Here is a 21,245-nt window from a genome sequence, read left to right as displayed (position 1 = left end):
ACCCGGTTCCCGAAGTCGAGCCACACGCGGTCTGGGCACCGGACCACCCCCGGGCCCGGTGCCCACCCGCCTACCCCCGCCGAGCCCGTTCCAGCACCTCCTCCAACCGCAGCGGGCTCGCCGGGTGGTGGCTCAAGCACAACGGCGTCGCCACCTGCCGGAACCCGAACGCCTCCCCCGACACGTAGAACTGAGCACGCTCCAACCGGGAGATGTCGGCCACCTGGCTCCCCTTCGCCCTGGCCATCTCGTTCGCCGCGTCGATCTGCGCCGGGCTGTTCAACCGCCCGAAGAACTGCGTCATCGCGTTCCCCGTGATCTGGTTGTGCAACCCCTTCGGCGCCTGCGTGGCGAACAACAACCCCAACCCGTACTTGCGCGCCTGCGACGCCAGCACGATCGTGCTCCGCGTGCTCGCCGTCATCGTCCCCCCGGCCGCCAGGGTCTGCGCTTCGTCCATGACGAACAGACCCCCGAGCGGCCGATCACCGGCGGGGTTGCGCTTGAACCAGGAGAACAGCTCCATCTGCAACTGGTTGACGAAGCTCTGGCGCTGCGCGTCCGACTGGAGGCCGACGAAGCTGATGACCGACACCCGCGCGCGCTTCCCCACGCTCGGGGTGAGCAGCTCACCCGGGTCCACCGGCGTCCCCGTCCCCGCGAACAGCGGGTCGTTGACCATGGCCGCCTTGAGCGCCTCGGCCAGCTCCGCGGCGATCTTGCCCGCGTCGCGCAGCGTGCTGACGTCCTCCGGCAGCTCCTCCAGCAGCGCGATCAGCCCCGGCAGGCTGCGCGAGCCCGCCCTGGCGAAGTGCTCGACGACCTGTTTGAGCACGGCGAGCTTGATGTGGTTGCGCGGCCCGCTGCCGGTCAACCGCACCTGCGGCGCCAGCGCGGCCACCGCGACCTCCACGGCCGCGGCGAACTCGTCATGGTCGTCGAGCACCCCGGCGAAGTCCGGCAACGGCTGGAACGCCAGCGGCCGCCCGTTGGCGCGCGCGGGCGTCCACACCACCACCTCGGTGCCCTCGATGTACCGCCGCGCCGCCTCGGCGTCACCGGGCGCCCACCCGGTCGGCGGCTGCGGCCACGGGTCACCGAGCCGCGCGAGGTCGTTGTTCGGGTCGAGCACGATGGACGACACGCCCAGCAGCGCGCACTCCTCGATGATCCTGCGCAGCAGCACCGTCTTGCCCGACCCGGACCCGGCGAACACCACGGCGTGCTTGCGCAGCGCCTCCAGCTCCACGCCCACCGCCGCCCCGGACTCGACCTCCCGGCCCAGCACCACCACCCCGTCCCCCGGCGGCGGGTGCGTCTCCCCCGCCGCCGGCGGCTCGGGCAGCACCGCGCGCAGCAGCGCCGAGCGGCTGGCGGGCCTGCGCGCCACCAGCCAGTCGTGCAGGTCGGGTCGGTTCGCCGCGATCAGCTCCTTGAGCGCCCAGTACGTGCGCAGGTCGTCCTCCGCGAAGGCCAGCCGATCGCCCCCCGCCTGGTCGAACGACGCCAGCTCCTCCCGGGTCTTCAGCCCCGTCGACCACTTCAGGTTGCGGATCAGCACCAGGTGCCGGTTGTCCGCCCCCTGGTTCAGCTTCGTCGCGGAGATCGCCTTGCGCACCCGGCTCAGCGCCGCCCGGGGGTCCGGCACCGCGATGAACCGGAAGGCCCAGTGCTCCTCCAGGTCCTTCTCCTCGTCCAGCGTGCGCGTGAGCCAGGCGTGCACCTCGTTGCGGTTGGACCAGGTGCGGCACTCCCACTCCATGTTGTCGTCACCGACCTCGGTGATCCACGCGCGCAGCACAGTGGACAGCAGCTCCGGCATCAGGACGTCCTCGTTCTGGGCGTCGAGCATCCCCTGCACGTCCGCCGAGGCCCGCAGCCGCTCGAACAGCTCGTCCAGCTCCGCGTGCCGGTCCACCACCTGCGCCTGGGCCTGGGCGGCCTGCTTCTGGCTCTGCACCTGGACGGGCGCGGGCTCGACCTCTGGGACCTTGTTCGGCGGCAGCGACTCATCGTCGAACGAGACCAACTCCCACACCTGCCCCGCCCGCAGGCACATCTCGACGTGCATGTGCAGCTTCCGCAGCAGCACCCGCGGGGTGAACTGGTTCCACCCGTGGCTGTCGAAGGCAGACGGCGCGATCGGCCACGTCGAGTGCGGTGGGGTGAACCCGACCGCCGCGTAGGAGCCTTCGAGCCTGCGCGCGATGAGCGACCTCCCCACCTCGGCGTCGCGGATGCGGCCCAGGATGCGCGATGGGCGGAACCGGTCCGTCACCGTGTCAGCGGCCTTGTTCTCGATCTTCAGCCACGTGTCCGGCAGGCAGCTCAGGACCGTCAGGGTGCGGCGGGTGACCTCCCGCAACCGCATCAGTCCGTCCGCGACCTGACCGACCATCAGGTCGATCTGGCTGTTGCCATCGCCGTCGGCCTGCTTCTCCGCTTGGTTCAGCAGGGTGTCGAGCTGGTCGACCCCCACCACCAGCGGCCCGGTGAGTGCGAGCAGGCGGGTCACATCCCGGACGCGGAACTCCGCGCGCGGGACCCTCGCCCGGATCCCCCACACCTCCCGCTCACCCCGGCGGGTCTCGGTGTACCCGGCGAGGAATCCCTCCCCGACGTCGTTCTGCTCTTGGTTGTCCGACCCGTAAAGCACCAGGGACCTGGCCATGTCAGCGCACTCCACGCCCACTTGGCGGTCCAATCGACGCACACCCACGACGAACTCGTCGACCTGCTCCCGGGTCAGCCGCTTGCCACCCAGGATCACCTTGGTGACCTCCGGGGGAACGTCCGCCTGCTCGCAGATGCGGCGCAAGAAGCTGCGCAGCTGCGTCTCACCGGAGGCGTCAGGGCGGTTGAACCCGGTGCGCAGGGCGTCCACCGTGTTGTCCCAGAACGCCTCCCCCGTGGTGAGGTCGTTCAGGAAGAAGTAGCCCTCAGCCGCGTGCACCCGCCTTCGCACGGTGCCGAGCAGGTGGGTCTTGCCCACACCTTTGAGCCCTTGCAGCACCAAGCCGATAGGGCTTCCGTTCGAACTCATCTGCGCCGCACGGATGCCCAGGTCGATGCTATCGATGACCTCAGCGTGCAGGCCCTCGACGTGGTATTGGGAGTCGACCCAGACGTGGTCGGGGGTGTCCGCGGAGTCGAGGTAGAGCGAGGACAGCGCTCGCAACTGCTCGCTCATGACGCCTCGACGACGACGAGGTGGCTATCCGCACCGCCGACCCGGATCGCGGCCGCGTGATCAGCCGGGGTCAGGCGCTTGCGGTCGGACAGCGGCGCCAAGTGCACGGCGCCGAGCTTGCTCAGATCCAGCAGCACAGCATCGACCTCCGCGCTCGGGGCGCCGTCGAGCAAGGGGCGCAGGTCCGCGAGGCGCACCCAGTCCTGGGGCCTGCGGGCCAGCTTGGTGTAGGCCTCCCGGATGCGGTCCTCGATCTGCTCCGCGGTCAGGTCGACCACCGGCCGGAAGACCTCCGACAGCGGGTGCCCCTGCCGCGCCAGGTAGCGGTGCAGCGAGGCCAGCACCAGGTAGAACGAGCCGACGAGCAGGCTGCGGGGCTGCGGCGGTGGCGGGGTGCCCTCCGCCAGCTCGGCCGAGCACCAGGCCCAGCCGTCGTCGGTCAGCTCGTGGACGTAGCAGCGCCCCTGCTTGCTGCTCACGACCAGCCCGAGGTCGTTGAGCTGCCTGCGCTCGGCCCCGTTGAGGGGGAACCCGGCGATCTCGGTCAGGTCGGGGTTGCTCACCTCCCGGGCCGTCACCATGAGCGCGAACATGGCCGCGGTCTGCTTGTGCGACAAACGGTCTGCCATCCGACTTTCCTTCCGCACCGAAGACGCGGGACCGGGTGTCCCGCTGGGGTGGTGGAGCAGGTTCGTGGGTGGAACGGCGTGGGGCGGCTACTCGCGCTTGTTGATCACACGCGCGTTGAGGACGCGGATCGCCCACTCGATCGCGCCGACGGTGTCCCTGGGCGCGGGTGTCCTGGGCACAGTCGACCGCCGGGGCCGAGGGGTGATCACCGCCGCGATCTCGTCGGCGATCTCGGCGGCCAGGACGGCGTCTCCGCTGCCCACAACACTGAGCAGTTCACCCACCAGTTCATCGATCAGCGCCCAGAGCGCTTCGGGCAACCGGGCTGCCGAGACCTTCGCGAGCAAGCCCGGGAAATCCGCGTCGCCCTGGTCGACGAGCGGAACCCGCTTGAGGACCTGGTCGACCACCGCCTTGGCGACCTCGTCGGCGCCCCGGGACTGGCTCATCCGCACGTAGCGCAGGTTGGCGATGAACCCCGGCAACTCCTCCGGGTTCGCCGTCTCGGTGAGGATCGGGATGACCCTGCGGTCCTGGCCGATGGTCCGGTGCAGGAACAGCTCGACCTCGGCCTCCTGCCAGCGCGTCAGCTTCCCGTCGACGACCAGGCACAGGTGCCGGGCCTCCGCCTCCGCCCTGGGGATCAGAGACCGGTCACCGGACAGCGACCGCTCCGCGCGCACCCCGCGCTCCGCGAGCGCCTTGGCCAGGGTCTCCGCCAACTCCATCGTCGGGCGGTTGGCGCTGACCAGGACCTCGTGCGAGAACTCCCGGTTCCGCTCCCGCACGCGGGTCACGTAGGCGTCCCGGTTCTCGCCCAGCAGGTCTGTGCGGTCGAAGCCCTGCGCCACCAGGGCGGCGATCGTCTCCAGCGGGTAGGTGATCTGGTCCGGGGTCGGCTCGGTCTCGGCCGCGGCGGGGAGTTGTTCCCCCAGGCTCCAGTAGGCGCTGTAGGGCACGGTGGTGAGCCGCGACACCACTTCCGCCGACACCCCGACGTCGAGCCAGTTCCGGTAGAGCGGGAGCGCTTCTTCGAGGAAGCGGCGGTGCCAGCTCTCCGCCCGTTCGAGTTCGTTGGTGTCGAGCCGCGAGAGCACCGGCAGCGCGCTCAACCTGCTCCGGTCGTACGGGAGCCCGTCCCTGGCGGCCGCCGCGCGGGTCGCGATGTCCACGACGCCCCGGATGCTCTGCATGTTGGGCACCGTGACGAGCACCAGCCGGTCGGGGAGTTGGGCGGTGCAGATGCCGCCGGTGTCCGACACACCGGTGCGGCTGTCGATCAGCACGTAGTCGTACCTGGCCAGCCAGGCGTCGCGGTGGCGTTCGAGGAAGTCCCCGAACCTGCGCTTGTAGAGCCCGTCCCAGTCCGCCGCCTGCACCCTCTCGGAGTAGCGGGCGTCGGCCCGGCCCGCGGCCAGCAGGTCGAGCGCGCCCACCCCGATGAGGCTGATGGTGCGGTCGACGAGGGGGCCGTCCGGGTCGGTGGTGAAGTCGTCGACGAGATCGATGACCCCGGATTCCGGCGGGCTGCTGAGCATGTCCTGGAAGTAGTAGTTGAGGCCGGGCGCCTCCAGGTCCCAGTCGACGCAGAGCACCGAGTAGCCCCACCGGGCCAGCAGCAGCGCGACGTTGGCCAGGGTGAAGCTGCGCCCGACGCCGCCCTTGAAGGAGTAGAAGGTGATCACCGAACCGGGCACGGCGTCACAACCTCGGCAGGGGGGACGGCCCGAGCGGCTCGACGTCGGGGGTGTGGATGGGCCAGCCGTCCTCCCACGGGGGCACGTCGTCGAGCGCGATCACCAGGTCCTCGACGAACGTCAACATGAGCTTGACGAAGTCGAAGTACCCCTGGCTGTTGGCGAACTGCGGTTCCGGGTGCGCGTAGTCCTTGAAGCTGGTCATGTGCCTGCGGCTGGCCCAGTCCGGGTAGAGGTCGCCATCACCGAACACCACCGGGTGAATCAGACCCCGGGGGTCGTTGACGCCCAGCCCGAGGAGCTGTTCCCGGCCCTCCATCGAGGCCCACTCGGCTTTGCACCACTCGTTGGTGAAGTACTTCGGGGTGCAGACCGGGATCAGGACCTTGGCGTGCAGGAGCGCGTGCCGCAGGTCATCCGGCCACCTGCCGCCCGACCTGCCGGAATCGACCGTGAACACCCGGACCTCGTGCAGGGAGTTCTCGTCGAGGAGGGCGCGCAGCCGAGGCTCGAAGTGGGTCTTGACCCACTCGCCCGCGCGGCTGCCGCGCTGATAGCTGATGAACGCGTCGTACTGGTACACGCCCAGCCACTCCCCTTGTGCCGCAACAGGACCGGCCCGAGCGTAGGTCGCTCGGGCCGGTCTTGGGCAGGGGTGAGAGGCCGGCAAAAACTAGACAAAAGCGCGCCGGGACCGTGTTGTGATCAGTCGACGGCGAGTTCGCCGAGCAGGGACCACTCCGTGCCGGGGGTCTCGAAGTTGACGATCTTCGGGGTCGAGACGAGGTGCGGGGGGAGGGTCTCCTGGGCCTTCTTGAAGTGCGGGGCGTTGACGTGCGCGCCGCCCGCCTCGCCGTCGCGGAAGGCCTCGACGAGGACGTACTCGGTGGGGTCGTCCAGGGAGCGGGACCAGTCGAACCACAGGCACCCCGGTTCGGCCCTGGTGGCCTCGGTGAACTCGCGGGAGATCTCCGGCCACTGGTCGGCGTCCTCGGGCTTGACCTGGAACTTGGCCGTAATGAAGATCATTTCTTTCCTTCCGCCGGGCGTGCCCCCAGCATGCCACCGGGCCGCCCGGCACGCCTGTTCCGGCGCGGGCGACAAATGGGCGACAGCCTGTTCGGAGCGGTGTTCACAGGCACACTTCGGGGGTCACAATGCCCCGGACCGGAGGTGGAGGGGGAACGATGGCCGAACCCGTGCTCGACGCGGCACCGCGGGTGTTCATGAGCTATTCGCACGACAGCGAGCACCACCGGGACGCGGTGGGGAGGTTCGCCGACTGCCTGGAGGAGGAGCTGGGGCTGGAGGTGCTGCTCGACCAGTACGAGGACGCCATCCGCATCGATTGGGGCTTGTTCGCCCACCAGATGCGGTCGGCGGACCGGATCATCGCGGTGGCCTCGCGCGACTACCGGCGGCGCATCGACGGCGAAGCCGCCGCCGGCGAGGGGCGCGGCGCCCAGTTCGAGGGCGGCATCCTCCGGGACATCATGACCGAGGACGCGGTGGCGGGCACGCGGAAGATCCTCCCCGTGGTGCTGCCCGGCTGGACCGTCGACGACATCCCCCGGATCCTCAACCCCCACTCCATGACCCACTTCCTGGTCCAGGACGTCTCGGCCGCGGGGTTGGGCGACATCGTGCGGGCCATCACCGGGGTGGCGCGCCACCAGCGGAAGAAGCGCGGTCAGTGGCTGGGCAAGGTGGGGCCGGACGGGGTGCTGCGGGACGCGGCGGCCGGGCCCGCGCGGGTGTGCGAGCAGGAGCGGTGGCTGCGCAGCAGCCCCCAGGTGCGGGCGGGCGGCGCCCGGCTGGGCGGCGTCGAGCACGCTGACAGCGTCGTGCTGAGCCCGGGGGTGCCCGCGCAGGGGTTCGTCGAGGTCGAACTACCCGCCGGGCGGCACCGGTTCACCGCGGTGGCGGGCGTGCTGGACGACGCCGTGGAGCGGTTCCAGACCGGTCGGTTCCGCGTGCTGGTGGACGGCAAGCCGCGCTGGGAGGCCACGGCGGGCATCGGGCAACCGCAGCGCGTCGACGTGGTGGTGCAGGGTCAGGTGCTCCGCCTGGAGATGGAGCGCCCGCCTGCCCTGCCCGGCTCGTTCGCCGGGCGACCGCCGGAGTTGGCGTGGGGGGACCCGGTGGTGAGGTGAGGGGTAGCATCGCGGGCATGGGGTTCCCGGGGACGCGCTTGCGGTTCGTGCTCGCGCTGTTCCTGCCTGCCCTCTTCCTGGCCCTGCCCGGAGGTTCCGGCGGTGGGCTGGTCGCCTCGACGGTGACGGCTGGTGTGGCTGTGGTCATCGCCGTGGCGTTGTTGTGCGTCGTGGTGGTGGGGGTCGCGCCTGCGGGGGTTCGGGCGGTCAGCCTGCGGGAGCGGGCCCGGGGTGTTGGTGGGGTGCGGTTCCGGGATCCGGATGGGCGGGGGCGGACGCGGCCGAGGGCTCCGTCCGGCGCGGGGGTCGCCGTCCTGTAGGGCGCCGGGAGGGTTCCGGCGTGGGCGGTTGACGTCCTCGTCCGCCACCTCTCCCATCAGGAGCTTGCTTTGTTCGACGTCTTCCTCTACCCCGTTTCCGCCGTGCTCTGGTTCTGGCACTGGGTGTTCGGGGGGTTTTTCGGGTCCGACAGCGGGGCCGCGTGGGTGTTGGCCATCGCGTTCCTCGTGTTCACCGTGCGGTTGCTGCTGGTGCGGTCCGCGGTGCGGCAGTTGCGGGCGGCGCGGGTCGCGCAATCGCTTGCGCCCGCGCTGAAGCGGGTCCAGGAGGAGCACCGGGGTGATCGGGCCCGGTTGGCGCGGGAGGTGCAGGAGCTCTACGCCGAGCACGGGACCAGCCCGTTCGGGGCGATCGTGCCCGCGCTGGTGCAGATCCCGGTGTTCCTGAGCCTCTACGCGGTCTTGCGCGACTTCACGCCCGGGGCCGCGGGCAACCACGTGTTCGACCGGGCCGGGGTGGAGTCGTTCCTGCGGGCGGACCTCTTCGGGGCGCGGTTGGGGAACTGGGTGAGCCAGCCCGCGCACGAACTGGCCGCGTTCGCCACCGATCGCGCGCACGTGCTCGGGGTGGGGTTGCCGTTGATGCTGCTGGCCGGGTTGGCGACGTTCCTGTCGATCCGGGTGTCGCAGCGGCGCAACCCCGCCACCGGGCAGGCGGCGACGATCGGCAGGTGGCTGGGGTACCTGGCGCCTGTCGGGGTGCTGGTATCCGGGCTGCTGTTCCCCGTGCCGATCGGGGTTCTGGTGTACTTCCTCGCGAACAACCTGTGGACGCTGGGCCAAGCGCACGTCCTCCCCTCCTTCGTGGAGGGCTCGGCGCCGGTCAAGGCGGATCCACAGTAGACACGGGACTGCCCCGGCGCGGATCCCGCGCCGGGGCAGCGCTCCCGGGTCAGCCGGTCTTGCGGCGCAGCTGGTGCTTGCGCGGGACCGGGACGGTGGACGACCCGCCGCGGACCTGGTTGTCCACGTGCGACTCGCGGGGGTGCGAACCGCGGTTCTTCTGCGCGAGCGCCTGGGAGAAGCGGTCGCGGATGTCGTCCAGGGACGCGGTGCGGGACTTGTTGGCAGCCAAGGTGGCCTCCACGGAGCAGGTCGTGCTGAAGGCGCTCATGCGAGGGATCGGCCTGGCTGAGCGTGGACCAGGCCGAGCGTGGACATGCGGGTACCACCGACGGGAGGTCAAGTGGTGTGCAGCGAGAGTCCCCGGACAGGCGGTGCGAGAAGGCCCGCGGTCCGATCAGGGGGATGGGTCTCGGCGTCTCAGTAGCGCATGCCGACGATGGTGCCAGTCCTCGCTCTCGGCGGTCAAGCGCCTTTTCCCGCGGGCCGTCCTCAGGCCGCCGCGCGGCCCTGGTGCGGGATCCGGCCGCCGGGGCCGAAGGGTTCGGTGCCGCGCAGGGTGACCCGGTGCATGACGCGGCGCTGGTCGCCGTAGTCGTCGATGGCGTAGTGGGCGGTGGCGCGGTTGTCCCAGATGACCAGGTCGCCGGGGGCCCAGCGGTGGCGGACGGTGTGCTCGGGGAGGCCGATGACGGCGAAGAACACGTCCAGGAGGGCGCGGCTCTCGGCGGGGGTGAGGCCGACGACGCGGGTGGTGAAGCCGGGGTTGACGAACAGGGACCTGCGGCCGGTCTCGGGGTGCACGCGCACCACCGGGTGCTCGACCGGCTCCAGGGAGCGGATCCGCTCGCCCTCCCAGGTGCCGCCCTCGCCGCCGAGGCGCTTGTGCAGGTACTCGTCGAAGTCCGCGCGGCCGTCGTGCAGGGCGGTGAGGCCGTCGGCCAGGTCGCGCAGGGGCGGGGACAGCCGCAGGTAGGCGGCCTCCAGGTCGGTCCAGCAGGTGTCGCCGCCGGTTGGGGGCAGCTCGACGGCGCGCAGCACCGAGCCCAGCGGGGGGCGGCGCATGAAGGTGACGTCGGTGTGCCACACCGGGGCCTTGCCGCCGTCGCCCGCGTCCAGGACGTAGATCTCCGGGTGGTCGGCGTCCAGGCCGGGCACGACCGGGTGCGCCGGGGTCAGCTCGCCCAGGCCCGCGGCGAAGTCGCGGTGCCGGGTGGGGGTGAGGTCCTGCTGGCCGCGGAACACCAGCACCTTGTGCTCCAGCAGGGCCGCCCGCACCGCCGCCACCTGCTCGGGCGGCAGCGGGCGGGACAGGTCGACGCCGTCGACGCGGGCGCCGAGGGTGGGGGTGAGCCGGTCGAGGGTGGGGGCGGTCATGGCTGGGCTCCTTCCGGTTGGGCGGTGCCGGTGCGCACTGCCGCGCGGACGGCGGCGGAGACCTCGCCGCGGTACCCGGCGAACTCCGCCGACCCGCGCAGCTCGTCCGCGCCCGCCCCGGTGCGGGGCAGGTCGATGGGCAGGTCCAGGGTGACGCGCCCGGGGCGGTCGCTGAGCACGATCACCCGGGTGGCGAGGAAGACGGCCTCGTCGACGCTGTGCGTGACGAACACGACCGACTGCTCGCCCGTGCTGGTGAACGCGCGGACGTCCTCCTGCAGCCGCTCGCGGGTCATCGCGTCCAGCGCGGCGAACGGCTCGTCCATGAGCAGCAGCCGGGGCCGGGTGGCCAGCGCGCGGGCGATGGCCACCCGCTGCTGCTGGCCGCCGGAGATCTCCCAGGTGCGCCGGGGCCCCAGGTCCGCCAGGCCGACGGTGCCCAGCAGCTCGCGGGTGCGCGCGGCGCGCTGGTTCTTGGGGGTGCCCGCCCAGCGCAGCGCGGTGCCGACGTTGCCGCCGACGGTCTGCCACGGGAACAGCCGCGGCTGCTGGAACACCACGCCCACGTCGCGGCCGGGCACCGGCGGGTGGCCGTCGAGGGCCACCGCGCCGGTGCTGGGCCGCTCGAAGCCCGCCACGAGCCGCAGCAGGGTGCTCTTGCCGGAGCCGGACGGGCCGACCACCACCAGGAACTCCCCCGGCTCGACGCGCAGGTCGACGGGGCCGAGCGCGGGCACGGTGCCGCGCTTGGTCCGGTAGTGGTGCTCGACGCCCGCGAGCTCCAGCAGCGCGTCAGCCATCGGTGGGCACCCGCAGCGCGGACTGGAACACCGACAGGTCGGGCACCGAGTCGACCTTCTTCTGCGACAGCAGGAACTCCGCGGTCGCCCGCAGCTGCTCGGCCAGCTTGCCGGGGGCCTGCGCGGTGCCGAAGTACTCCGGCGAGCGCTGCTCGGCGTGGTCGAGGTAGATGTTCTGCTTGAGCTGCGAGAGGGCGTCCTCGGTGGTGGCGCCGATCTGGCGGCTCACCGCGGCGGCGACCTGCTGCGGGTCGGTCTTGATGAGCTTGATCGCGGCGTCGGTCGCGGCGAGCCAGCGGGCGATGACGTCGGGGTTGGCGTCGAGGAAGTCCTTGCGCGCCACGGTGAAGGTGAGCGTCGGCTTTCCCGCGGCGGCGAGCTTGGCGCTGTCGGTCAGCGTCTTGCCGTCCTTCTGCAGCACGCTGAGCACGGGCGTCCAGACGTAGGCGCCGTCGATGTCGCCGCGCTGCCAGGCCGCCTGGATGTTCTGCGGCTCCAGGTCGACGAGGGTGACCGAGGCCGGGTCGACCCCGCCCTGCTGGAGGGCGGCGAGCAGGCTGTAGTGCGCGGTGGAGCTGAACGGCGCCGCGACCTTCTTGCCCACCAGGCCCTTGACGTCGGTGATGCCGCTGGCGTTGCGCACCACCAGGGCCTCGCTGTCGCCGATGACGTTGAGCAGCTCGATGACCTGGTAGGGGATCTGCAGCGGCGGGCACAGGCCGCCCGCGGCGGGGCTGCTGCCGATCACCGCGAGGTCGATGGCGCCGCCGAGGAACGCGGTGTTGATGCTCGCCCCGGAGTCGAACGGGGTCCAGGCGATGTCGTGGTCGGGCAGCGCCTTCTCCAGCGTGCCCTGGTCCTTGACCAGCAGGGTGCTGTCGGCGAAGTTCTGGTAGGCGATGCGCACCTTCTTGCGCTCACCGGAGGACGACGAGCCGCCGACGCCGCACGCGGCCAGCACGGGGGCCGCGGCGAGCATGGTCAGCACGGATCTGCGCGAGAACTGCACGGTGTTGTCTCCAGGGTGGGGATCGCTGCTCACACCAGCCCCCGCCACGGGGAGAGCACGCGTTGGACCAGCAGGATGAGGGTGTCGATGAGCAACCCGGTGAGCCCGATGACGATGAGCCCGAGGATGACGGTGGAGGTCTGGTTGTAGCGCTGGGCGTTGAGCACCATGCCGCCGATGCCGTCCGCCCCGTTGACCGTCTCGGCGGCCACCACGGAGCTGTAGGCGATGCCCACCGCGATCCGCACCCCGGTGATGATCTCCGGCGCCGACGCGGGCAGGATGACGGTGCCGATGACGTGCCACCGGTTGCCGCCGAGGGCCTGCGCGGCCTCGACGTACTGCCGGTTGACCCCGGTGACCGCCGCCGCGGTCGCCACCGCCACCGGCGGGAAGGCGGCCACCATCAGCAGGTAGACCTTGGGCTCCTCGTCGATGCCGAACCAGATCACCAGCAGGCTCAGGTACGCCAGCGGCGGCAGCGCCCGCAGGAACGTCACCAGCGGTTCGGTGATGGTCCGCACCAGCGGCACCAACCCCATCACCAGCCCCAGCCCGACGCCGATCCCGATGCCGTACACCGACCCCAGCCCCACCCGCCGCAGGCTCACCCCGAGCCGTTCGACCACAGTGGACCCGGCGTACCCGTCGGTGAGCGTCACCACGAACTGGTCCCACACCTGCCCGGGGCTGGGCAGCACCACCGGGGGCCAGAACGCCGCCAGCGCAAGGCCTTCCCAGATGATGAGCAGCACCGCCACCGCCGCCACCCGCACCCCGACGTCGCGCGCGACGCCGGACAACCGCTGTGCCACCAGGAACTCCGTTCGCTCGATCGCGCACGAAGCTACCTGAGCCGAACCCCCCTCCCGTCGCGTCCCGGATCGTGGGCGAACCCTTGCGATCCCGCCGAAAGGTGTGCCGCCGGGCGGCGTGCGGTCAGTCGGCGAAGAGTTCGTGGTAGGCGGCCAGGTGGCCCCAGGGGGTCGTGACGGACTCGGCGGCGAGGACGGCGTGGGCGATGGCGCGGGCGAAGACGGCGGGGGCGGCGGCGAGGGCGGCTTCGGGGGTGCCCGCCGTGCCGGTGGCGGCGGTGAAGATGGTGTCGCCGTCGCTGAGGCCGTGGGAGGGGGTGATGGCCAGGGCCAGGCCGTCGTGGGCTTGTTCGGCGAGGCGGGTGGTCTGGGGGCGGGTGAGGGGGGCGGTGGTGGCGACGATGCCGATGACGGTGTTGAGGGGTTGGCGCATGACTCGGGTGTCCATGGTCGCGGCGAGGCGGGCGGCGGCGCGGGTGCGGGCCGGTTCACCGTGGGGCTGCTGGGGGAACTCGCCGGGGAAGCCGAAGGCGGCGCCGAGGGGGAGGCCGGTGGCGTGGTCGAGGGCGGGGTGGTGGGAGTTCATGCCGACGACCGCGCCGACCACGGTGCCGTCGTCGAGGACGGCGCTGGCGGTGCCGAGGCCGCCCTTCATCTGGGCGGTCAGCGCACCCGTGCCCGCTCCGACGTTGCCCTGGGCGACCGGGCCGGCGGTGGCGGCTGCGGCGGCGGCGCGGCCGGACGCGGCGGTGGGGTGGGCGGTGAAGTCGCCGCCGCGGCCGAGGTCGAACAGGGCGGCGGTGGGGACGACGGGGTCGGCGTCGGGGCGGTGCCCGAGCACCCACTCCAGGACGCCGTGGGCGCTGGCCAGGCCGTAGGAGCTGCCGCCGGTCAGGACGAGGGCGGCGACCTCGCGGTGGTCCTGGCGGGGGTCGAGCGCCGCGGTGTCGCGGGTGCTGGGGCCGCCGCCGCGCACGTCGACGGCTGTGGTGGTGCCCGGGGGCAGCAGGACGACCGTGGTGCCGGTGAGGCGGCCCCCGCCGAGGTGGGTGGTGTGCCCGACGAGGACGCCGGGCACGTCGGTCAGCGCGTTGTGGGCACCGGGTCGCATGGGGTGATTGTCGCCCAGCCCGCCGACACCCGCGCCGCGGCACCGCTCCCGGGCTCAGAGGTCCGGCAGGCGGGGGACGGCGTCGAGGAGGGCTCGGGTGTACGGGTGGGACGGTGCGCGCAGGACGTCCGCCGTGCGGCCCTGCTCGACGGCCACGCCGTCCTTGAGCACCAGCACCCGGTCGCACAGCTGCTGCACCACGCCGATGTCGTGGGAGACCAGGACCAGGGCCAGGCCAAGGCGGTCGACCAGGTCCTGCACGAGGGTGAGCACCTGGGCGCGGACGGCCACGTCCAGGGCGGAGAACGGTTCGTCGGCCAGGAGGACGGCGGGTTCGGGGCCCAGGGCGCGGGCGATGGCGATGCGCTGGCGCTGGCCACCGGAGAACTCGTGGGGGTAGCGGGTCGCCGCGTCCGGTTCCAGGCCCACCGCGGCCAGCAGGGCGGCGACCCTGGCGGTGTGGTCGCCGGGGACGGACAGGCACTCCAGGGGTTCGCGGATGCTGCTGCCGACGCGCATGCGGGGGTCGAGGGAGCCGTACGGGTCCTGGGGCACCATCTGGACCTCGCGGCGGAACCAGCCCAGGTCCCGGCCCGCGAGCACCGGCCTGCCGCGGAACTGCACCGTGCCCGCGTCCGGGCGGTCGAGGCCGAGCAGCACGCGCAGCAGGGTCGACTTGCCCGAGCCGGACTCCCCCACCACCCCCAGCCGCTCCCCCGCCGCGAGGTCGAGGCTGACGTCGCGGACGGCGTGGCGGACGGCGGCGGGGCCGAACAGGGAGCGGCGGGGCAGGGTGTAGGAGCGGTGCACGCCCGCGGCGGTGAGCATCAGGCGTCCCTCCGGAACGACGCGGCGCGGGCGGCCGCGAGCAGGGTGCGGGTGTAGTCGTGGGCCGGCGAGCGCAGGACGTCGGTGAGCGCGCCTTCCTCCAGCACCCGGCCGTGGCCCAGCACGAGCACGCGGCGGGCCACCCTGGCGAGCACGGCGAGGTCGTGGGTGATGAACAGCAGCGCGGCGCCGCGTTCGTCGACGAGCCGGTCGAGCAGGGACAGCACCTCCGCCTGCACCGTCACGTCCAGGGCGGTGGTGGGTTCGTCCGCGAGCAGCAGGGCGGGTTCGCAGGCCAGCGCGCCCGCGATGCCGACCCGCTGGAGCTGGCCGCCGGAGAGCTGGTGGGGGTAGGCGCGGGCGGTGTGCTCGGGGTCGGGCAGGCCGACGTCGGCGAGCAGGGCCACCGCCCGGCGGGCCGCCGCGGCGCGGGACAGGCCCAGGTGGCGCACCAGCGGCTCGGCGACCTGCTTGCCGACGCGCATGAGCGGGTCGAGCGCCGAGCGCGGCTCCTGGAACACCATGGCGACCTGCCTGCCGCGCACCCGCGAGAGCGCGCGGTCGCCCAGCCCGAGGAGCTCGCGGCCGTCGAGGCGCACCGACCCTGTGGCGGTGGCGGCGTCGGGCAGCAGGCCCAGCACCGCCAGCGCGGTGAGCGACTTGCCCGACCCGGACTCCCCGATCAGGCCCAGCCGCCCGCCCGCGTCGAGGTCGAACGAGACCGCGTCGACCACGGTGCGCCCGCCGACGCGCACGGTCAGGTCGGCCACCTGGAGCAGGGTCATCGGGCGTGCACCAGCCTCGGGTCGGTGGCCTCGCGCAGCGCGTCGCCGAGCAGGTTGAGGGCCAGGACGGTCAGCGCCACGGCCAGGCCGGGCCAGATGACCAGCAGGGGGCGGGCGGCGATGTGCGCCTGCTGCTCGTGCAGCATCCCGCCCCAGGACGGCGAGGACGGGGCGCTGCCGTAGCCGAGGTAGGTCAGCGCCGCCTCGACCAGCACGGCCAGCGCCATCACCAGCGACAGCTGCACGATCAGGGTGGGGGCGATGTTGGGCAGCACGTGCCGGGCGATGACGCGCCCGGTGCCCGCCCCGCCGACGCGCGCGGCCAGCACGTAGTCGCTGCGCCGCACCGCGGTGATCTCCGCGCGGGCGACCCTGGCGACCGCCACCCCGAAGCCGATGCCGATGGCGGCGACGACGGTGGCCAGCGAGCTGCCGTAGACCGCGGCGAGCACCATGGCCAGCAGCAGCGTCGGGAACGCGACCAGCACGTCGATCACGCCCACGGCCGCCGAGCCCAGCCAGCGCGGCCCGTAGCCCGCGGCGAGCCCGAGCAGCAGCCCCACCACCGCGGCCACCAGCGCCGAGCACACCGCCACCACCAGGGTCTCGCGGGCGCCGACGAGCAGCTGGCTGAACTGGTCGCGGCCGATCCGGTCGGTGCCCAGCACGTGCCCGTCGGTGAACGGCAGCAGCCAGGACGCGGCCGGGTCGGTGCGCTGCGGGTCGAACGGCGTCCAGAACGCCGAGACCAGCGCGCCCAGCGCCAGCAGCCCGAGCCACACCAGGCCGAACGCGCCGGTCCGGCGGCGCCACACCAGTGCCAGCACCCTCACCGCGCCACCTCCCGCAGCCGCGGGTCGATCACCCGGTGCGCGAGGTCGACCAGCAGGCTGATCAGCAGCACCACCGCCACCACCAGGAACACCTCACCCTGCACCTTCACCAGGTCGCGGTTGCCCACGTCGGCCACGAGCATGCTGCCCACGCCCGGCAGGGTGAACACCCGCTCCACCACGACCGCCCCGACGACCAGGGTGGCCAGCTGCACGCCCAGCACGGACACCACCGGCAGCGCGGCGTTGCGGAACCCGTGCGCGCGCAGCGCCTGCCCGCGGGTGAGCCCCTTGGCGCGGGCGGCGCGCAGGAACTCCGAGGTCAGCACGCCCAGCACCGAGGAGCGGACGAACCGCAGCAGCACCGCGCCCTCGGTCAGGCCCAGCGCCACCCACGGCAGCACGAGGCTCTGCACCGCCGTCCCCGGGGACGACCAGCCGTCCACCGGGAAGCCCTGCGCGGGCAGCAGACCCAGCTGCACCGAGAACACCAGCACGAGCACCAGCCCCAGCCACAGCGCGGGGACGGCGATGCCCACCTGCGACACCGCGCTGATGACCGTGCCCGCGGCGGTGCGGTTGCGCACGGCGGCGAGCACGCCCAGCGGCACCGCGACCAGCACCGCCACGACCGCGCCGCCGAGCACCAGCGGCGCGGTCACGGTGAGCTTGTTGCCCAGCTCGGCGCTGACCGACGCGCCGTTGAGCTGGGAGGTGCCGAAGTCGCCGCGCAGCACCCCGGTCAACCACGACCAGTACTGGGCCAGCACCGAGCGGTCCAGGCCCAGCTCGGCCCGGATCGCCGCCAGCCGCTCGGGCGTGGCGTCGGTGCCCGCGATGGTCGCCGCCACGTCGCCGGGCAGCAGCCGCAGCAGCAGGAACACCAGCAGGCTGGCGGCGAGCAGGGAGCAGGCGAACAGGGCCGTGCGGCGCAGCAGCCAGAGCGTCACTTGCCGACCGCGATGCCGCTCACCGGGAACCGGTTGGTCGTCTCCGCCGAGGGCACGCCGTAGACGCCTGTGCGCACGACGGTGTGGGTCTCGTTGACGAACAGCCAGTCGGTCGCGGCGTCGGCCGCGGCCTGCTTGGCCACCTTCTTGAGCAGGTCGTCGCGCTCGCCGTCGGAGGCAGCGGCCCGCGCGGCGGCGTAGTCGGCCTGCACCTGCTCGTTGTCGTAACCGAAGTAGTAGTCCGGCTTGGCGTAGTTGCCGATGTCGCGCGCCTCGGCGTGGTCGACGACGCTCAGCTCGTAGTCGTGGTTGGTGAACACCCGCGACAGCCAGGTCGGGAACTCCACCTGCCGCACGGTGAGGGTCACGCCGACCTGCTTGAGGTTGGACACCAGCACGTCGGAGATCGCCCGCGGGTAGACGTTGGGGATGTCCAGGGTCACCGAGAGGTTCGCCGCGCCCGCCTTGGCCAGCAGCGCCTTGGCGCCGTCGGGGTTGTAGGCGTCGACGCCGGTCAGGTCCTCGTACCAGGGGTCCTGCGGCGGCACCGGTCCGCCGACCTGGATGCCCGCGCCGTAGGCGGCGATGACGTCCTTCTTGTTGATCGCCTGGCGGAAGGCGTGCCGCACGTCGGGGTTGTCGAAGGGGGCGCGCTTGTTGTTGAACGCCAGGGTGAACTTGTCCGTCGTCGTGCCCTTGAGGACGGTGAAGCCGGTGTTGCCCTGGTACGGCGCGAGCAGCGTGGGGTCGGCGTTGGTCTGCACGTCGGTCTGCCCGGTGGTCTCGGCGTTGTTGGCCGCGCTGGGCTCGGGGATGTAGTGGAAGACCACCTTGGCGTTCTTGGGCTTGGCGCCCCAGTACGCGTCGTCACGGGTGAGGGTGATGTCCGCGCCCCGGTTCCAGTTGGTGATCCGGTAGGGCCCGGAGCCGTTGTCCTTCGCGTCGAGCGCGGCGAAGTCGGTGCCCTGCTTGTAGACGATGCCGCCGCGCTGGGTCAGGTTGAACAGCAGGAACGTGTCGCGCTGCTTGAGGTCGACCTTGACGGTGGTGGGGTCCGGCGCGGACACCGCGGCGACGGAGGTGAACTCGGCCGCGCGCAGCGCCTTGGAACCGGGGGCGATCACCTGCTGGAGCGACCACACCACGTCGGCGGAGGTCAGCGGGGACCCGTCGTGGAACCTCGCGCCGGGCACCAGGGTGAAGGTGTAGGACTTGCCGTCGTCGGAGACCTGCCACGAGGACGCCAGCCGCGGCACGACCTTGTCGCCCTGGGAGGTGTCGGCGCTGACCAGTCCCTCGTAGACGTTGTCGAGCAGCAGCTGGTCGACCGCGACCCCGGAGGTGGGGAACGGGTTGAGGCTGACCGGTTCGAGCGCGAACCGCACGTCCACGGTGGCGCCGAGGTCGAGCTGGTCGTCGGTGGGCGTGGCCGCCTGGGTGCTCGCGGTGGTGGCGCCCGGGTCGGCCCCGGTGCCGCAGGCCGTGGTCGCCAGGATCGCGGCCGCGAGCACGGCCGGGAGGCTGAGCAGGGGGCGCATGGTGCTGGGGCTCCTCTGGTGGTGGTCAGCCCGACAGGGCCTGGTCCAGGTCAGCGATGATGTCATCCACGCCCTCCAGCCCGACCGACAGCCGCACCAGGCCGGGGCTGACCCCCGCCGCGCGCTGCTGGTCCTCGTCGAGCTGGGCGTGGGTGGTGGAGGCCGGGTGGATGACCAGGCTGCGCAGGTCACCGATGTTGGCCAGGTGGCTGAACAGCCGCAGCCGGTCGACCAGGCGGCGGCCCGCGGCCAGGTCGGGCAGCTCGAAGGCGAGCACCCCGCCCACCCCGAGCGGCAGGTACCGCTGGGCGGCGGCGTGCCAGGGGTTGCCCGGCAGGCCCGCGTAGTGCACCGCCGAGACCTCCGGGCGCGCGTCGAGCCACCGGGCGACGGCGGTGGCGTTGGCGACGTGGCGCTCCAAGCGCAGCGACAGCGTCTCCACGCCGTGCAGCAGCAGGAACGAGTTGAACGGCGACACCGCGGGCCCCAGGTCGCGCACCAGGCGGGTGCGCAGGCGCAGGCAGTAGGCCAGGTCGCCGTGGTCGGCGAAGGCGAGGCCGTGGTAGGTCGGGTCGGGCCGGGTGAACTGGGGCCAGCGCTCGGCGTCGGCGGTGAAGTCGAAGGTGCCGCTGACGACCGCGCCGCCGATGGCCGTGCCGTGGCCCGCGAGGAACTTCGTCGTCGAGTGCACCACCACGTCCGCGCCGTGCTCCAGCGGCCTGCACAGGTACGGCGTGGGCACGGTGTTGTCGACGATGAGCGGCACGCCCGCGCTGTGCGCGGCCGCCGCGACGGCGGCGATGTCGAGGACGTTGCCCCGGGGGTTGCCGATCGCCTCGGCGTAGAAGGCGCGGGTCGTCGGGCGCACCAGGGCCAGCCACGCGGCCGGGTCGTCCTGGTCGTCGACGAAGTCCACCTCGACGCCGAGGTCGGCGAGGGTGTGCGCGAACAGGGTGTGGGTGCCCCCGTACAGCGCGGACGCGGCGACCACGTGCTGCCCGGCCTTGGCCAGGTTCAGCACCGCCAGCGCCGTGGCCGACTGCCCGCTGGCCACCGCGACCGCCGCGGTGCCGCCCTCCAGGTCGGCCAGCCGGGCCTCGACCACGGCGGAGGTGGGGTTGGACAGCCTGCTGTAGGCGTGGGTCTCCAGGTCCTGCAGGGCGAAGGCCGCCAGGGCGTGCTCTGCGTCGCGGAAGGCGTAGGAGGTGGTGGCGTAGACCGGGGTGGCGCGCGCGCCGGTGACCGGGTCGGGCTGGGCGCCCGCGTGCACCTGCCGGGTCTCGAACCGGTGGGTCACGACCGCTCCGCCAGCACGTCGCCCCACCAGCGCTGGGCGACCTTCGGGTGCGAGCGCAGCCAACCCACCAGCGCGTTCTCCCCGTACGCGGCGTGCAGCGGGTTGTCCGCCTCCTGGCTGACCCCGCGCGCCCGCCCGGCCAGTTCGGCGGGCAGCTCGATCGGCTCGACCACGGCGTCGAGGCGGGGGCCGAGGAAGAACGGGATCGAGTAGCGCTGCACCCCCGCGGGCGGGCTGACGACCCGGTGCCGGGTCGCGGTCAGGTAGCCGCCGGTGGCGATCTCCAGCATCTCCCCGATGTTGAACACGAAGCTGCCCGGCACCGGCGTGGCGTCGATCCAGCCCCCGTCCTGCGCCTGCACCTGCAACCCGCCGACCTCGTCCTGCTGGAGCAGCGCCAGGTAGCCGTAGTCCTTGTGCGCGCCCACCCCCTGCTCGGTGCCGTCGTCGGGGCGCCCGGGGTAGCGCACGATCTTGACGTGGGTGGAGGCCTCCTCGTCGAACCACCGGTCGAAGTAGCCCTCGTCGGCCCCGATCGCCGCCGCCAGCGCCCGCAGCACCTCCCGGCTCACCCGCAGCGCCTCGTCCTGCCAGGCCAGCACGGTGTCGCGGAACCCGGGCACGTCCTGCGGCCACTGGTTCGGGCCGATGAGCCGCTGCCAGGCGTGCTCGGGGGCGTCGAGCGCGGCCCGCTCCGGTCCGATGTCGACCTGCTCGCGCCAGTCGCGGGTGCCGCCGGTGTACTCGTACCCGGTGCGGGTGTAGCCGCGGAACTGCGGGGAGTTGATGTTCTCGATCGCGAGCCTGCGCTCCTCCGGGAGCGCGAAGAACGCCCGCGCGGCGTCGAACACGCCGGTCATCAGCTCCTCGGGCACGCCGTGGCCCACGACGTAGAAGAACCCCACCTCGTGCGCGGCCCGCCGCAGGTCGTCCAGGAACGCCTCCCGGTCCGCACCGCGGAAGCGGGAGATGTCCATCAGCGGGAGGGCGGTCACCTGCTCCTGGCTGCTCATGGGTGATGACCCTAGGACGTGGTCCGCGCGCGGGCGGC

General features: G+C 72.7%; 20 protein-coding genes. 2 read left to right on the top strand and 18 right to left on the bottom strand.

The features are described from left to right. Positions 1–70 precede the first annotated feature (70 nt). From BJP25_RS05895 to BJP25_RS05875, 5 genes are all read right to left on the bottom strand, one after another. Positions 71–3,190, bottom strand: coding sequence for an ATP-binding protein (locus BJP25_RS05895; protein ID WP_075973733.1), 3,120 nt, complete (start codon positions 3,188–3,190; stop codon positions 71–73). Further along, complete coding sequence (locus BJP25_RS05890; RefSeq protein ID WP_075973732.1) at positions 3,187–3,819, bottom strand: hypothetical protein; 633 nt, start codon at positions 3,817–3,819, stop codon at positions 3,187–3,189. The genes BJP25_RS05895 and BJP25_RS05890 overlap by 4 nt, the downstream gene beginning before the upstream one ends. Before the next feature lie 87 nt (positions 3,820–3,906). Beyond that, positions 3,907–5,517 carry a tyrosine-protein kinase family protein gene (locus tag BJP25_RS05885; RefSeq protein ID WP_075973731.1) on the bottom strand — a complete coding sequence of 537 codons (1,611 nt, stop codon included), beginning with the start codon at positions 5,515–5,517 and terminating at the stop codon, positions 3,907–3,909. A 4-nt stretch (positions 5,518–5,521) separates the two neighbouring features. Next, a complete protein-coding gene (locus BJP25_RS05880) occupies positions 5,522–6,100 on the bottom strand; it encodes a toll/interleukin-1 receptor domain-containing protein (RefSeq protein ID WP_075973730.1) in 579 nt (192 codons plus the stop codon). 122 nt (positions 6,101–6,222) lie between these two features. Then, positions 6,223–6,546 (bottom strand): putative quinol monooxygenase, encoded by a 324-nt coding sequence (locus BJP25_RS05875; protein WP_075973729.1) that lies wholly within the window; start codon positions 6,544–6,546, stop codon positions 6,223–6,225. Positions 6,547–6,704: 158 nt separating this feature from the next. Between BJP25_RS05875 and BJP25_RS05870 the strand changes: the two genes are divergently transcribed. Continuing rightward, entirely contained in the window at positions 6,705–7,670 is a 966-nt protein-coding gene (locus BJP25_RS05870) for an SEFIR domain-containing protein (RefSeq protein ID WP_075973728.1), read from the top strand. Between the two features lie 389 nt (positions 7,671–8,059). Next, the gene (yidC, locus tag BJP25_RS05860; RefSeq protein WP_075973727.1) at positions 8,060–8,851 is read left to right on the top strand and encodes a membrane protein insertase YidC; all 792 of its coding nucleotides are present in this window, start codon (positions 8,060–8,062) and stop codon (positions 8,849–8,851) included. Positions 8,852–8,900: 49 nt separating this feature from the next. Here yidC and BJP25_RS05855 read toward each other — a convergent pair whose 3' ends face one another. The 13 genes from BJP25_RS05855 to BJP25_RS05795 all read right to left on the bottom strand — a co-directional run bounded on the left by BJP25_RS05855 (position 8,901) and on the right by BJP25_RS05795 (position 21,207). Further along, positions 8,901–9,122, bottom strand: a complete 222-nt coding sequence (locus tag BJP25_RS05855) for a DUF5302 family protein (RefSeq protein ID WP_075973726.1) — start codon at positions 9,120–9,122, stop codon at positions 8,901–8,903. Positions 9,123–9,343: 221 nt separating this feature from the next. After that, on the bottom strand, positions 9,344–10,228 hold the full coding sequence (locus BJP25_RS05850) for a TauD/TfdA dioxygenase family protein (protein ID WP_075973725.1): 885 nt from the start codon (positions 10,226–10,228) through the stop codon (positions 9,344–9,346). Then, a complete protein-coding gene (locus BJP25_RS05845) occupies positions 10,225–11,028 on the bottom strand; it encodes an ABC transporter ATP-binding protein (protein ID WP_075973724.1) in 804 nt (267 codons plus the stop codon). The genes BJP25_RS05850 and BJP25_RS05845 overlap by 4 nt, the downstream gene beginning before the upstream one ends. Next, positions 11,021–12,037, bottom strand: a complete 1,017-nt coding sequence (locus BJP25_RS05840; protein ID WP_198943353.1) for a taurine ABC transporter substrate-binding protein — start codon at positions 12,035–12,037, stop codon at positions 11,021–11,023. The genes BJP25_RS05845 and BJP25_RS05840 overlap by 8 nt, the downstream gene beginning before the upstream one ends. Before the next feature lie 29 nt (positions 12,038–12,066). Beyond that, the gene (locus BJP25_RS05835) at positions 12,067–12,852 is read right to left on the bottom strand and encodes an ABC transporter permease (protein ID WP_233157925.1); all 786 of its coding nucleotides are present in this window, start codon (positions 12,850–12,852) and stop codon (positions 12,067–12,069) included. A 124-nt stretch (positions 12,853–12,976) separates the two neighbouring features. Further along, positions 12,977–13,963: a P1 family peptidase gene (locus BJP25_RS05830; protein WP_075973723.1), complete on the bottom strand. Its 987-nt coding sequence runs from the start codon at positions 13,961–13,963 to the stop codon at positions 12,977–12,979. A 54-nt stretch (positions 13,964–14,017) separates the two neighbouring features. Further along, a complete protein-coding gene (locus BJP25_RS05825) occupies positions 14,018–14,791 on the bottom strand; it encodes an ABC transporter ATP-binding protein (protein WP_075973722.1) in 774 nt (257 codons plus the stop codon). After that, the gene (locus BJP25_RS05820; protein WP_075973721.1) at positions 14,791–15,576 is read right to left on the bottom strand and encodes an ATP-binding cassette domain-containing protein; all 786 of its coding nucleotides are present in this window, start codon (positions 15,574–15,576) and stop codon (positions 14,791–14,793) included. Before BJP25_RS05820 ends, BJP25_RS05825 begins: the two co-directional genes overlap by 1 nt. Further along, positions 15,573–16,409 (bottom strand): ABC transporter permease, encoded by an 837-nt coding sequence (locus BJP25_RS05815; RefSeq protein ID WP_332888626.1) that lies wholly within the window; start codon positions 16,407–16,409, stop codon positions 15,573–15,575. The genes BJP25_RS05820 and BJP25_RS05815 overlap by 4 nt, the downstream gene beginning before the upstream one ends. Further along, positions 16,406–17,359, bottom strand: coding sequence for an ABC transporter permease (locus BJP25_RS05810; protein ID WP_075973720.1), 954 nt, complete (start codon positions 17,357–17,359; stop codon positions 16,406–16,408). Before BJP25_RS05810 ends, BJP25_RS05815 begins: the two co-directional genes overlap by 4 nt. After that, on the bottom strand, positions 17,356–18,897 hold the full coding sequence (locus BJP25_RS05805; protein WP_075973719.1) for an ABC transporter substrate-binding protein: 1,542 nt from the start codon (positions 18,895–18,897) through the stop codon (positions 17,356–17,358). Before BJP25_RS05805 ends, BJP25_RS05810 begins: the two co-directional genes overlap by 4 nt. 25 nt (positions 18,898–18,922) lie before the next feature. After that, positions 18,923–20,194, bottom strand: coding sequence for an O-acetylhomoserine aminocarboxypropyltransferase/cysteine synthase family protein (locus tag BJP25_RS05800; protein WP_198943352.1), 1,272 nt, complete (start codon positions 20,192–20,194; stop codon positions 18,923–18,925). After that, positions 20,191–21,207, bottom strand: coding sequence for an isopenicillin N synthase family dioxygenase (locus BJP25_RS05795; RefSeq protein WP_075973717.1), 1,017 nt, complete (start codon positions 21,205–21,207; stop codon positions 20,191–20,193). The genes BJP25_RS05800 and BJP25_RS05795 overlap by 4 nt, the downstream gene beginning before the upstream one ends. Between the last annotated feature and the right edge of the window lie 38 nt (positions 21,208–21,245).

This window comes from Actinokineospora bangkokensis, from assembly GCF_001940455.1.
In the GTDB taxonomy this organism is placed as follows: Bacteria; Actinomycetota; Actinomycetes; order Mycobacteriales; family Pseudonocardiaceae; genus Actinokineospora; species Actinokineospora bangkokensis.
Note: the sequence above shows the minus strand (reverse complement) of the source record. Positions and strands in the feature narration are given on the sequence as shown.

Excerpts from the sequence above, each read along its gene's own strand:
- BJP25_RS05895 (WP_075973733.1), bottom strand. The coding sequence starts at position 3,190 with ATGAGCGAGCAGTTGCGAGCGCTGTCCTCGCTCTACCTCGACTCCGCG.
- BJP25_RS05890 (WP_075973732.1), bottom strand. The coding sequence starts at position 3,819 with ATGGCAGACCGTTTGTCGCACAAGCAGACCGCGGCCATGTTCGCGCTC.
- BJP25_RS05875 (WP_075973729.1), bottom strand. The coding sequence starts at position 6,546 with ATGATCTTCATTACGGCCAAGTTCCAGGTCAAGCCCGAGGACGCCGAC.
- BJP25_RS05870 (WP_075973728.1), top strand. The coding sequence starts at position 6,705 with ATGGCCGAACCCGTGCTCGACGCGGCACCGCGGGTGTTCATGAGCTAT.
- BJP25_RS05855 (WP_075973726.1), bottom strand. The coding sequence starts at position 9,122 with ATGAGCGCCTTCAGCACGACCTGCTCCGTGGAGGCCACCTTGGCTGCC.
- BJP25_RS05850 (WP_075973725.1), bottom strand. The coding sequence starts at position 10,228 with ATGACCGCCCCCACCCTCGACCGGCTCACCCCCACCCTCGGCGCCCGC.
- BJP25_RS05845 (WP_075973724.1), bottom strand. The coding sequence starts at position 11,028 with ATGGCTGACGCGCTGCTGGAGCTCGCGGGCGTCGAGCACCACTACCGG.
- BJP25_RS05830 (WP_075973723.1), bottom strand. The coding sequence starts at position 13,963 with ATGCGACCCGGTGCCCACAACGCGCTGACCGACGTGCCCGGCGTCCTC.
- BJP25_RS05825 (WP_075973722.1), bottom strand. The coding sequence starts at position 14,791 with ATGCTCACCGCCGCGGGCGTGCACCGCTCCTACACCCTGCCCCGCCGC.
- BJP25_RS05820 (WP_075973721.1), bottom strand. The coding sequence starts at position 15,576 with ATGACCCTGCTCCAGGTGGCCGACCTGACCGTGCGCGTCGGCGGGCGC.
- BJP25_RS05805 (WP_075973719.1), bottom strand. The coding sequence starts at position 18,897 with ATGCGCCCCCTGCTCAGCCTCCCGGCCGTGCTCGCGGCCGCGATCCTG.
- BJP25_RS05795 (WP_075973717.1), bottom strand. The coding sequence starts at position 21,207 with ATGAGCAGCCAGGAGCAGGTGACCGCCCTCCCGCTGATGGACATCTCC.